We start from the raw sequence: 13,451 nt of genomic DNA on the forward strand, positions 1-13,451 counted from the left end.
GGACGATCCTTAATTTAAGCCTGTATCATCTTTGAGGTAGCTCTAATAATTGCTTTTGAGCGGCAAGTAGAAGATTTTTGCGTTCCGGCAAGGAAGACAAATCAGCTTTAGTTGTAGCTAAAGCGGTTTTTGTCTGACGCCGCTCGGAACCAAAAAGATTCGCTTGTCCGCCAAAATGAATTGTTAGAGGTGCCCTTTACTATTACCAACCGTTACCAGGTTTTACTCCTGTCTTTCTGAGTCGCCCCATTCTTCACTGGTCGTTCTAAAGCCCCTGTTCCACTTAAAGCTCCAGAACTCAGCCAGTCCGGCAGAATCCGCATGCCCGTCCGCGAAAACAAGATTGGATTTCATCCCATGTCTGTCGATCATCAACCTTCCCATCGAAGTGCCTGCATCGCCGTCATCAAAATTGAAACTGTTCTTGTCGATCGTCTCACCCGCCAACGGCCATGCCTCGTACCAAATCGCATCCGCGAACATTGGAACGCTCGCGCTCTGGCGGATCCCGTACAGCTTGCCGCGATAACTTTTCGATGTGTCCGCGCCGACATTTCCGTTCTGGTCAGGACTGTAAAGCCAACCGTTATATGCATAGCTGCCGCATTCCGTCTCATAGCCCTGCCCCGACGAATCACCGTCACCGTTGTACTGTCCGGAATTCTGCGAAGCCGAGTTGCTCAAAACATTGACCGCCCAGCATTTTCTGGCCGTTCCGATGCTGCCTGCAGAAGCACTTTCGTCGACCTTTGCCGACCCGCAGTACCTTGACTCATCCACGTCACCAACGTAATCCGACATTCGACTGATCCACAGTCTGGCCGGCGTGCCGTTCTGCTGGACATCATACTGAACCAGCTTGCCGCCGTTCTCAGAAGCGTAGACCGTTGCCCCAAGATAAAGCTGCTTGAGATTCGTTCTGCACACCACTGAACGCGCCTTTTCCTTGACCATACCTAGAGCCGGCATCATGATCGCCAGCAGCAAAGCAATGATCGAAATTACTACAAGCAGCTCGATCAGCGTAAAACCTTTTCTTAGTCGCATCTTTTTCACTCCAGTCACAAAAACCTGCCCGGTACCGGGCTCTAATTAAGCGCACCGTATGCGCACACACATCACACAGGGACCCACCAACGCTGAAAACACGCAACGATCCCGTCAAATATGCTGGAAGCGAAAAAACACGGAATTGAAAAATACTAAGCGAACTTAGCAGTTAAGATGACTATACGCTGCCACACATAAAGCCATCAAACACACATATTCCAAATATCACTAACAGCACCCAAGAACCAAAATAGTAGACCAACAAACACACAATGTCAAGGGAAATCATTTTCGCCCGCTATCTCGCCAGGGTACAGACATCTGAATCTGCAACTGCCCAACAAAAAAGGGACAGGCCAAACGACCCATCCCTTAACAATCTTCTCAGTGAAAAAAATTACCACTTACCTGTCTTACGCTGTTCGGCTTGTGGATGGTTCTTCAAACATTCTTCCGCACGTGCGATCTCTTCGTCCGGCAAATGATACTCCGACAGCTTACCCGAAAGATAAGCGTCGTATCCCGTCATATCCATCAGGCCGTGACCGCTGTAAGTGAAGATGATCGTCTTTTCTTTGCCTTCTTCCTTGGCCTTTTTGGCTTCCCGGATAGCCGCTGCGATCGCATGGCTCGTCTCCGGCGCACAGATGCTTCCTTCGGTACGGGCCCACAGTAGTGCCGATTCATAACACTCCATCTGATCCAGCGCCTGCGGAGTATGCAGACCTTCGACAACGCACTGACATACCAGCGGCGACATACCATGATACCTCAGACCGCCCGCATGGATGGGCTCGGGTATGAACGAGTGGCCCAGACTGTGCATAGGCATCAGCGGGGTCATGCATGCGATATCGCCGTAATCATAACTGAACGGCCCTTTCGTCAGCGTCGGACACGCAGTCGGCTCAACCGGAATGATCTCGATGTCAGCACCGTTGATCTTGTCCTGAGTGAACGGGAACGCCAGACCAGCAAAATTACTTCCGCCGCCCGCACAACCGATCACAACGTCCGGCAAACCTTCACCGACCATTTCGAGCTGCTTCTTCGCTTCGAGACCAATTATCGACTGATGCAGCATCACGTGATTCAGCACGCTGCCAAGACCGTAACGAGTCTTGCCGCTCTGATCCGATACTGCTGCCTCGATCGCTTCACTGATCGCGATGCCCAGACTGCCCGGCGTATCAGGATTCGCATCCAGCACCTGTCTGCCTGCTGCGGTTTCCGTCGACGGACTCGCCACACAGTTACCACCCCATATCTGCATCATGATCTTGCGGAATGGCTTCTGGTCGAAACTGATCCGAACCATGAACACCCTGCATTCGATACCGACCAGGCTGCATGCAAAAGACAATGCACTGCCCCACTGACCGGCACCCGTCTCGGTCGTCATCCTCTCTATGCCGAACTGCTTGTTGTACCATGCCTGCGGAACGGACGTATTCGGCTTGTGACTTCCAGGAGGGCTAACGCTCTCGTCCTTATAGTAGATCTTCGCGGGTGTATCCAGGTACTTCTCCAGGTATGTCGCACGTCTCAGCGGTGCGGGTCGCCACCTGTATAGAATATCGAGCACTTCTTCGGGAATATCTATCCAACGCTCGGTACTGACCTCCTGCTCGATGAGATTCATCGGGAAAACAGGCGCCAGACTCTCAGGCGAGATCGGCGTACCGTCTGCCGTCAACGGCGGAAGCATCGGTGTCGGAAGATCAGCGGCAATATTATACCACTTCTTTGGAATGTCAGACTCACTGAGTAAAATCTTGTGATCCATACTATAAATCTCCTTAAGTGCCCAATATCAAAAACCAATCGTTGCATTATAAGCAACACACCCCTCCCATTTCAATTTATTTATCGGCATGACGCCCCCGCAACTCCATATTATACATACAGTTGCACAGCCAAACGCCTGTTTTTTGCCCTCAAAACAATATCGGACCACCAAAGCAGCCCTTCAAACTGTCAGCAAGCCGAAAATCCCTTGAGCTTTGAAGGCCGTTTAGTTACCATTGCCGCAATGCTTGTAATGTTGTTTAAGAGGCCGTCTCAAGACGGATTGGACCTCGCTTTAAGATATGAAAACGTGATCGAAACGGGTGAATAGTGGCAATAGTGGTAGGCATAGATGAAGCTGGTTACGGACCCATTCTCGGTCCGCTGGTCGTCTCCTGCGTAAGCTTTTCCATGCCCGATGACCTCGTCAAAGGCGACATGTGGGAAACGCTCAAACCCGCCGTCGGTAAGGCAAAACGCGGCCTGGCCGGACGGATCCTCATCACCGACAGCAAAAAAGCATTCACCAAGGCAACCGGCACCGAACACCTCCAAAAAGCCGTCCTCGCATCCCTCGCATGTACCGACCGGAAACCCGCCACCGCAGCCCAGCTCCTCCACCACCTCTGCCCGGACTGCTTCACCCGCGTAAAAGAATATCCCTGGTACGACTCTCTCGACAAGATAATGATCGATCAGGCCGCCGACCAGACATACATATCCGCGTCGGTCCTCCAACGCACCATGCGGTCAAAAAATATCCAGCTCAATTCGCTGCAGTCCAAATGTCTCGACGTAGCACATTACAACTCGCTCGTCGATAAGGTACAGAACAAAGCTGCCGTACTCTTCACCTGCGTCGCCCAGATGATACACAAAACGTTCACAGAAGCACCCGCCGGTCAGACAATGCAGTTCCTCATCGACCGACAGGGCGGACGGGTCAACTACTGCCAGGTACTCATGCGAATGTTCCCCCAGGCGGACTTCAAGATCATAAAAGAAAGCGAAACTTCCAGCAGCTACGAAATGACCCAGGCAGGCAAAACCGCAAAACTGCACTTCGTCGCAAAAGCTGACCTGCGCTTTCTTCCCGTAGCACTCGCATCCATGACTGCAAAGTATGTCCGAGAACTGCTCATCGGCTCGCTTAACGATCACTTCGCTGCTAAATGCGGCACCATAAAACCAACCGCCGGCTACTGGAAAGACGGCACGAGATACATAAACGAACTGAAAAATAATCTGCCCCCCGACGACCTGCCCCATAGCATGCTCGTTCGAAGCAGATGATCAACTTTTCAATTGGAGGCTTTACAAAAATGGATCGTAGAAAATTTCTTTCAACCACACTCGCTGCCGGAACCATCGCGGCCCTCAAACCCGTCAGCTCTTTCGCAGCAGAGACCGAAAAAGAACAGCCCAAAACGACCGACATGCAGTTTCTTGCAGGACCGTACCTCCAGGCCCCGACCGAGACCAGCATGACGATCATGTGGATAACCGACAAGAAAAGCACCGCCGAAGTACACTGGGGTGAAGACGAGTCACTCGGCAAAAAAGCAATAAGCATAACCGACGGCCAGATCGACGCCAACGAACGAATCCACAAAGTGACCGTCACCGGACTAGAGCCCGGCAAGAAATATTTCTACAAAGTCTCCAGCCGAGAGATCACCAATTACGGCCCCTACCGCGTCGACTTCGCAGGCACCAGAGAAAGCGGCATCCACAGCTTCACCACACTAGACACGAACAAAGAAAGCTTCACGTTTATCGTACTCAACGACATACACAGTCTCGCAGACGCAATGAAAAAACGCCTCGAGCTCCTCGACGACATCGACTGCGACCTAGTCATGCTCAACGGCGACATCATCCAGGACCCGAAATCCGAACAGCAGATCATCGATTACACCTTAAAAACCCTTACCGACGCATTCGCAAAAGAAATCCCCTTCGTCTTCATCCGAGGCAACCACGAGGCCCGAGGTGTCTACTCACGCCTTCTGGAAAAATATATCGCAACCCCAAACGACAAATATTACTTCACCTTCGAGCACGGCCCTGCACAGTTCCTCGTACTCGACGGCGGAGAAGACAAGGAAGACTCCCACTGGGCGTACAGCGGCCTCAACGCTTTCGACCAGTATCGTGTCCAGCAGGCCCACTGGCTCGAACAGAAGATCGAATTGGGCGAATTCAAGAATGCCCCCTACCGCATCTGTCTGACACACATCCCGCTGTTCGGCTCTGGCGACGCTCACGGCACACTCGACTGCCGTGACAAATGGGCCGACCTGCTCCAGCAGGCGAACATCGATCTGCACATCTCGGGCCACACCCACAGACCCAACATCCTGGCCCCTTCCGAAGAGCACAACTACCCGATATTTATCGGCGGCGCGCCCCAATACGGCCGAGGCACTATAGTCCAGGTCGATGTCACCAAAGACAAGATGCAAGTCAAAATGATAGAGGACAACGGCGAGGTATTCGGCACCTACCAGATCAAACCCGACCGCAAGCCGTTCCTCGGCATTTTCTAAGCATGATCAATCTATCCGCTCACAAAAAAGCCGCTCACTTCGAGCGGCTTTTTTAAATTCAATTTTGCGATCACACGATCAGAACGACTGCTGTTCCGTCCTCGCGATTATCTCATTTTGCAGATCCCTGCCGAGATCCACAAAGTAATCACTGTAGCCGGCAACCCGCACGATCAGATCGCGGTACTCGTCCGGCTGCTTCTGTGCCTCCCGCAGAGTCTCCGAATCTACCACGTTAAACTGAATGTGATGTCCGTCCAGCTTGAAGTACGCCCGCACCAGGTGACACAGCTTGTCCAGCCCCTCACCCTCGAGCACCTGCGGATTGAACTTCATATTCAACAGCGTCCCGCCCGTCCGCGAATGATCGATCCTCGCCGCCGACTTGACGACTCCCGTCGGCCCATGCGTATCTATACCCTGGCTCGGTGAAATGCCGTCGCTCAAAGGCACACCCGCCTTCCGCCCGCTAGGCAGTGCACCCGTAACCGACCCGAAGTAAATATGAGCAGTCGTCGGCAGCAGATTCACGCGATAATACCCGCCCTTCGTATTCCGTCTGCCGTCCAGCACATCGAAGTACGCCTCGAACAACTGCTCCGCGATCCCGTCCGCATACTCATCATCGTTACCATACTTCGGCGAAGCGTTCAGCAGCTTCTGCCGCACATCTTCTGCACCCTCGAAATCGCATTCAAGCAACCCGAGAATATCTTTCATCGACATCGCGCCGTCGTCATAGACGTGCTTCTTCACTGCCGCCATCGAATCCGTCAGCGAACCGATCCCCACGCCCTGTATATACGTCACATTGTACCTCGGCCCGCCGTCATGATAATCCAGCCCACGTTCGATGCAGTCATCCACCAGCACCGACATGAACGGGCTCGGCATATAATTCGCGTAAAGACGCTCGATGACGTTATTCGCCCTGATCTTCAGATCCACGAAATACCGCAACTGCCGCTTATACGCTTCCATCAACTGCTCGAACGATCCAAAGTTCTTCCCCTCGCCCGTCGCAAGGCCGACCTGCTCACCCGTCCGCGGATCGACACCATTGTTCAGGGTAAGCTCGAATATCTTCGGCCAGTTGCAGTACCCCGTCAACGTGCAGCTCTCCTTGCCGAACGCACTGATCGTCACACACCCGCTCGGTCCGCCGCTCCTCGCGTCCGCCATGTTCTTGCCGTCGTGCAGCATCTCGCGGATGATCACATCCGTATTGAAAATGCTCGGCTGCCCCAGTCCGGTCTTGACTACTTCGCACGCACGCTTGAGAAAACGGTTCGGATTCTTCTTGCTGATCTGAATGCACGAGCTGGGCTGAACAAGCTGCATTTCCTTGACCACGTCCAGCACGATATAAGAAAGATCGTTCACCGCGTCCGCACCCGTCGCCGGATCCACCCCGCCGACATTGATCAAAGCAAAGTCCGTATACGTCCCGCTCTGCTCTTCCGTGATCCCCACCTTCGGCGGCGCGGGCTGATTGTTGAACTTCACCCAGAAACAACCCAGCAGCTCTTTTGCACCCTCCTCGTCAAGCGTCCCTGCCGCAACCTGCTCCTTATAGAAAGGCCACAGGTGCTGATCGATCCTGCCCGGATTATACGAATCCCACGTGTTCAGCTCCGTAATAACGCCCAGGTGCACGAACCAGTACGCTTGCAGCGCTTCGTGAAAATCACGCGGTGCATTCTCCGGCACCCATCGGCAAACCTCTGCGATCTTCTCCAGCTCCATCTTGCGTTTTTCGTCAGTTTCTTTCGCCGCCAGCTTAACGGCCTCATCCGCGTACCGATTCGCAAAAGTGATCACCGCATCGATACAGACCGCCATCGCCTTGAGCTCTTCAGACTTGTCATACGCATCCGGATCATTCAAAAAATCCAGCCGTCCCAGGCTCTCACGAATATCCGCCTTGAACTCAGCCAGCCCCCGCTTGTAAATCTTATCGTCCAGTATCGCATGTCCCGGCGCACGCTGTTCCATAAATTCCGTAAACACCCCCGCCTCAAACGCCTTGTTCCATTCCTCCGTCATTGCACCGAAGACCTTCTCGCGCATCGTCTTACCCCGCCAGAACGGGATCACCTTCTCCGCGTATACCTTCTTAACCTCCGCGCTCACTGCAAAAGGCGTCCGATCCCGCGACTCCAGCACCGCGAAATCATCCAGCGAATGACAGCAAAGCTCAGGATACGTCGGCGTCGCCTTCGGAGCCGGCCCGCGCTCGCCGACTATCAGCTCACCGGGATTGATGCATACCGCCTTGTTCTCCATAAGATGCTTGAACGCAAGCGCCCTGCACATCGGCGCAGACACCTCCATCGCCTTGCCCTGCTTGTAAAAATCCGTGACCAGCTCGGCCCGCTCTGCCGTTATAAAGGGCTTGGTATTTACACTCTGCTCACGCAGCTTCCTGACTCTGTCGTTCATCCCGGCTTCCTCATAAATATAGGGCAACTATTAAATAGTAGTAGCTACTATCGCTATTATATCTAGCCTCCGACTCTCGCATCAAGCCCAAAGGCGGCAAAAACATCTAAAATCTTTGACATATCCTCATCCTGCGGCATCTCAAACCGCTCGATCCCGCCGCTATGCCCCAACCGACCGGCCTTTTCGACACCGCCCAGATTGTAAGGCAGCACATCTACGCGTCTGACCGTCTTGAGCCCGCTGACGAACTCCGCCGTCCTCGCTACATTCTCCTCATCCGCATTAAAGCCCGGCACGACCGGCACGCGCACATACATCTGCTTGCCTATCCCCGCCAGCATCTCGATATTCGCCAGTATCAGCTCGTTGCCCACCCCCGTAGAACTACGGTGCTTTCCGCTGTCCATATGTTTTATATCGCACAAAAACAGGTCCACATCTCCACTGATCGCCCGCAGCACTTCCGCATCAGCATAACAAGTAGTATCCACAGCCGTATGAATATCCTGCCGCCGCAACTGCTCCAGGCATTCCGCAAGAAACTCCGCCTGCATCAACGGCTCACCGCCGGAAAACGTGGCCCCGCCCCCGCTCTCATCATAAAAAATAATATCCTTCTCAACCTCCCGCACCACCTGCTCGACCGTCTTCTCCTCGCCGATCACCTCCCGGGCCCCGCTCGCACACGCCGTCACACAACCCCCGCAGACCGAGCAAACTTCACCGTCAACACCCCTGCCCGGTTCAGCCGCACCTTTCTCACATGCCTGCACACACGCACCGCACCGCACGCACCTGCCCGAGCGAACACCGACCTCCGGCCGCAACCGCCAGCTCTCGGGATTATGACACCACACGCACCGCAGCGGACAGCCCTTCAAAAAAACCGTCGTCCGTATCCCCGGCCCGTCATGGATCGCATACTTCTTTATGTCAAATACCACTCCCACCAACAAACCTCACAAAACCACAGACACAACCTGCCTACTATCCCAAAACAGGCATTTAAATATACTACTTCCAGCCCCGCCCCCGCAATCACAAAATAACAACAACCCGACCGGACCAAAACCGATTTCAATACTGCTGATGACTTCCAAATACCCGCGCACAAAAAAAGCCGCCACCAAAAAAGCGACGGCCATCTTAGCTTCTTTAAGCTGCCTATCTTTTGCGATCTATAGGCGTATCGTCAGTTCGCGTCACATCATGCTGGACATTCCAGCCCTTATTCCACGTTACGGACCATAACTCAGCCAATTTTATGTTTTCCGTATGGCCGTCGACAAATGCCATATCAACACTTCCATTGTGCCGGTCTGTAACACAACGTTGAATATGATTCCCTGGAGAACCTGTTGAGCCACCACCTGCATCGTAACCACCACCTCCAGTATCCAATTTATACGTCCCGGGAATTGTATCCGTATCCATGGGCCACAAATCAACCCAGATAGCATCTACAAAAAACGGAGTTTTTGATGCCTGCTTTACGGCACTCAAGTTACCCCACATTCTTCCACGTTCGCCACCTACTATATACCCCATACTATCAGTATAGGTATACATCCAACCATTCATGCCGTAGCTGCCGAATTCAGGTTCTTCCCAGGTATCATCCAGCCACCACCACCATGCCTCTGTAGAAGAACCCCATCCATTTTTACCTGCCTCGGTATTACTTTCATTAATTTTGGTGGATGGGCAATATCGAATTTCATCCATATTCCCCACATAGGGCTCCAACTGTCTGAGAAAAAGCTGGTACGCTCGATATTCCATCAACTTACCGTTGTGCTCTTCTCCATATATACTGCAGGCAAGGGAAATGCTCCTTAAATTACTTTTGCAAACAAGATTTTTCGCCTTCTCCTTAACCATCCCCAGTGCCGGCATCATGATCGCCAATAGCAATGCGATGATCGAAATGACCACCAGCAACTCGATAAGCGTAAACGCTTTACGTTTTTCCATGCTCACTGCTCTCCACAAAAAATTCACACTTTCCCTTTGCACTCTCACGATCTTGCTGCTCTTCGCACCCCGCACTTCTCATTTTATGATTTTCACCAGCAAAATTCAACTCCCCCCCTCTTCTTCACTCAGCCGGGACAAAAGCGAATAAAAAACCGCTTTTGTGCACACACTCAAATACTCTACACTGCAATATGTTCACACTTACAGGTTTAGCGCAAAAAACATAAAAATTACAAAAAAAGCCCGAGCAAGAGATTTCTCCCACGCCCGGGCATGTCGTTAAATTGCAAAAAACTAACATCTGTTTCTGAGCAGGCTTTGGTTTTAATCGGCACTGCGCGTCAGCGTCACGCACTCCGAAACCGGTATCCGCATATCCATCGGCGAACCGAAATCCTGATGATCCAAATACTCAGCACCGGCACCGCCGACCCGACCCATTGCAAAAACCATGAACGCCACATCACAAACTCTTCGAACCGTGAGCCTTTTCTCCTTCAGTGCCGGCCACAAAACTCCCAGCACAACCGATGCAATAGCACCGTCCAGATTCACCGCCCACACGTTTCGCGATATGCCAATTTCCTTTAGACGATGCGCAAGCCGGTGATAGAAATCCAGGAAAACGTTGTACTTGCCGTTCTCATCGAGGCACTCGCTGACAATCCGCTCGCGCGGATCGTAGTTCACAGCATCGTTCCTGAACACCGGATGCCCCAGACAAGGGATACGCTTGTAATCGATCCCAGCTTCCTTCGCAGCGGACCGCTCAGCCGCGAACCTGTCTGCCTCTGTCTTCACCAAAGCATCCAGATCGATCTTGTCATCCTTTGCAAACGGATCATCAACATCACTGTCCCGGAATATACCCAGCAGATACTCGACCGCCTTTCGGCCGTTACCGCCGTGCACATCACCGATGCAAGCCAGCGACGCGATCATCGCGGTATTCGGAGCGTTCCCCGCCGAAGTCGACAGCTTCGCACCCTGCGCCGAGATCGTACCCGGCCCATTCGTCAGCGACGCCACAAAACACTTCTCCAGCAGCTCCGCCTCGAACTCACTCGGCTTGATACCAGTCCAGCCGAGCATCAAAGAAGAAACGAACGAACCCGCACGCATTTCCTTCTCCACAGAATGGCCGTATATCCTCGTCACCTTACCATCATTGCTCGAAGCATGGCTGGCGTTTCTCATATCTCTCCTCGACGGATTCGCCCCCAGAGTCTCCTTCATCAACAGTTTCGCCTGCGATTTGTACGGCGCGGGTATCGTGCCCTTGTGCAGCACCAGCTTGCTTTTGAGCTTCTTGCCCGCACCCTTGTAATCCAGGAACCACGGATTCAGCGCCAACGGCTTGGAAGGCCTGAAATCCCGGTCGATCCCCAAAGCATCGCAAACCAGTCCCGCAGCAGCAGGCAGATGATGCAGCGTCCTGACACGGATGCCCTTCTTCAAACAACCGATCAGCTTTTCATCCTTCTTGTACCGCTTCTCAGGATCGAATGCCTCCACGCCGAAATAGTCATCGAACATCTGCTGTTTCGCCGTCGCACTCGTCCCCTTACCCTCGACCACCGCACCAGCATGGCCCAGCGCCAGATTGCTCCCCTGGAGAATATCGCCCGTGATATACGGTATGATCGGCTTGCCGTAATCCTGGCTGAGCAGCATCTCGATCGCTTCCTGCTCGTACAGTCCGCCCGGCTCGATATACAGCACGATCACCTTCGTCCGCTCATCATCCTTCGCCAGCTCCAGCAGATCCTTCAGCGACGTCAGTATCAAAGCATCCTTACCCGTGCTCACACCATATGAGGTCCCAACACCCGCACTCTGCAGATAGGACGCCATCGTGTTCACCATATTACCGCTGTTCGAGATCACCGTCGCGCTGCCCTTGACGAAACTCTCGAACGGATTATCCGCACCGACCGCACCCACGCGGACCTTGTCATGCACATTGATCATCCCAAGTGAATTACAGCCGACCACATCGATATCCGCCTGGCTGCACATCTTCGCTATCTTCGCCGTCACCTCGATCGAAACATGCTCGGTAATGATAAAGATCGTCTCGACACTACCCGCCCCGTGCTCCACGATCTCCTTGACCTCCCCGTACACAGCCACAGGCGGCGAATATACAACCACCTTGTTCGGCTGCTTATCATCGGGCAGCGTCTTCAACAGTTCCTGTATCGTCGGATAAACTTCGATCGGATCCCTGCCAGGTACTTCGATCTTCTGGGCCTCCTTACCAAGCGCCCAGCCGCCCACGATATTGCCGCAAAGCTTATGCGAATTAATGCTCACCGACATAGCCTCTCGGCCCGTTATATTCGAAACCGCAACGCGGTCACCTGCTTTAAGCAGTTCGTTCAGTTTTGCAGCTCTCATTTCGAACCTCCCACCATTACTTCACCCCAGTTGTTCGCAAGCTTCGCAGCATACTCAGCCACCTGTGTCACCGGCGTGTCCGGACCGAACATCACGTAAGGCATGCCCAGAGTATCCAGCGTATCCTTCAATGTCAGCAAGCCCTGCAGCAGCCTCGGACCACCACGCCCAACGACGACCGGAATATTGATCGGACCATGCTCATCAACATAATTCTGCAATGCATCCGCGATCGCCTTGAACGTCACATCGATCAGCGTATTGTTCGCCTTGCCCCCCAGTATCAAAAGCATTCCCGCCTTGCCAAGATTATGCTCGAAACAAAGCTTCGCCGTTCCGTACATCCGCTCGTAAGGAGGATTGCCCCCGAAGTCCGAAAGGAATATCGGGTCCCCGCCGTTCTGCATCAGCGTCTCGGTAATGATCGTAGACGCCCCGCCGCCAAACAGCAAAGGCAGTATCGTCTTTCCCCCAAGCTCCGAAACATGAGCCTGCCCGCGATGGCTCGATGCGTTCCACGCAGCCATCTCTTCCTCGAACAGCGTCGCGTTCGCCGGATACTCGGGCAGATCGAACCCGATGTTCTTGAACTTAAAGTTAGACTCGTCAAATATCGCCTTGAAATCGCACGCATAGGGTTTTCCCGCCGGCGTGATACGCCACGGATTCACCTCGCACATCCGCATGCCCGTGGAAATGAACATATCCCACAGATCCACAAGGCTCCGCGACAGCGGGCTGATAACCTTCCGCGGACAGCCAAGCTGCTCCAGCACCTCACTCGCCTGGTAAGCACCCAGCCCCTTGTAAATATCCAGCGGCAGCGTAACCTTCTTCTCCTCGCCGATCTCCTCGACATCCATCCCGCCGTCAAGCGAGATAGTTATCGAGGGCCCCAGGTACCGCGAGTCGTAAGTGATCGCCGAATAAACTTCCATCTCGCTCGGAATGAACTCGACCATATACGACGTCCTTGGCAACTGGCCCTGCACCTCTGTACCCTGAATGATCTTCAGCTCGCGCTGCGCATCGACATAGTCATTGACCTGTCTCAAAACGCCCGCCTTGCCCCGCTTACCCGCCAGGACATCGGGCTTGACTATCGCCTTGCCGCCCCACTTCTTCAAGAGCTCGCGTACTTTCGTCTGTCCGGACTCCGCCGTCACATACTCCGGCACCGGCAGCTTGAACCGCCCAGCCAGATGCTCCAGAAAAGTCAACTCAGTGATCTGCGCCGCCATA

At 53.4% G+C, this 13,451-nt stretch carries 9 protein-coding genes; 2 read left to right on the plus strand and 7 right to left on the minus strand.

Annotated elements, in window-relative coordinates; genetic code table 11:
* Positions 1-222: 222 nt before the first annotated feature.
* The gene (locus tag STSP2_RS16845) at positions 223-1,047 is read right to left on the minus strand and encodes a prepilin-type N-terminal cleavage/methylation domain-containing protein (RefSeq protein ID WP_146663878.1); all 825 of its coding nucleotides are present in this window, start codon (positions 1,045-1,047) and stop codon (positions 223-225) included.
* 400 nt (positions 1,048-1,447) lie between these two features.
* Entirely contained in the window at positions 1,448-2,836 is a 1,389-nt protein-coding gene (locus tag STSP2_RS16850; protein ID WP_146663879.1) for a TrpB-like pyridoxal phosphate-dependent enzyme, read from the minus strand.
* 332 nt (positions 2,837-3,168) lie between these two features.
* On the opposite strand from STSP2_RS16850, the gene STSP2_RS16855 reads away from it, so the two are divergent.
* Together STSP2_RS16855 and STSP2_RS16860 are read left to right on the plus strand one after the other, a co-directional pair.
* A complete protein-coding gene (locus STSP2_RS16855) occupies positions 3,169-4,131 on the plus strand; it encodes a hypothetical protein (RefSeq protein ID WP_169853305.1) in 963 nt (320 codons plus the stop codon).
* A gap of 29 nt (positions 4,132-4,160) precedes the next feature.
* A complete protein-coding gene (locus tag STSP2_RS16860; RefSeq protein WP_169853306.1) occupies positions 4,161-5,387 on the plus strand; it encodes a purple acid phosphatase family protein in 1,227 nt (408 codons plus the stop codon).
* Positions 5,388-5,465: 78 nt separating this feature from the next.
* On the opposite strand, the gene hypD is transcribed toward STSP2_RS16860, so the two are convergent.
* From hypD to STSP2_RS16885, 5 genes are all read right to left on the minus strand, one after another.
* Positions 5,466-7,829 (minus strand): trans-4-hydroxy-L-proline dehydratase, encoded by a 2,364-nt coding sequence (hypD, locus tag STSP2_RS16865; RefSeq protein WP_146663882.1) that lies wholly within the window; start codon positions 7,827-7,829, stop codon positions 5,466-5,468.
* A 62-nt stretch (positions 7,830-7,891) separates the two neighbouring features.
* Positions 7,892-8,782 carry a glycyl-radical enzyme activating protein gene (locus STSP2_RS16870; RefSeq protein WP_169853307.1) on the minus strand — a complete coding sequence of 297 codons (891 nt, stop codon included), beginning with the start codon at positions 8,780-8,782 and terminating at the stop codon, positions 7,892-7,894.
* Positions 8,783-8,996: 214 nt separating this feature from the next.
* Positions 8,997-9,806 carry a type II secretion system protein gene (locus STSP2_RS16875; RefSeq protein WP_146663884.1) on the minus strand — a complete coding sequence of 270 codons (810 nt, stop codon included), beginning with the start codon at positions 9,804-9,806 and terminating at the stop codon, positions 8,997-8,999.
* Between the two features lie 327 nt (positions 9,807-10,133).
* Positions 10,134-12,209, minus strand: coding sequence for a citrate/2-methylcitrate synthase (locus STSP2_RS16880; protein ID WP_146663885.1), 2,076 nt, complete (start codon positions 12,207-12,209; stop codon positions 10,134-10,136).
* Positions 12,206-13,450 (minus strand): ATP-grasp domain-containing protein, encoded by a 1,245-nt coding sequence (locus tag STSP2_RS16885; protein ID WP_146663886.1) that lies wholly within the window; start codon positions 13,448-13,450, stop codon positions 12,206-12,208. The genes STSP2_RS16880 and STSP2_RS16885 overlap by 4 nt, the downstream gene beginning before the upstream one ends.
* Position 13,451: the final 1 nt, after the last annotated feature.

This window comes from Anaerohalosphaera lusitana (genome assembly GCF_002007645.1).
Classification (GTDB): Bacteria; Planctomycetota; Phycisphaerae; order Sedimentisphaerales; family Anaerohalosphaeraceae; genus Anaerohalosphaera; species Anaerohalosphaera lusitana.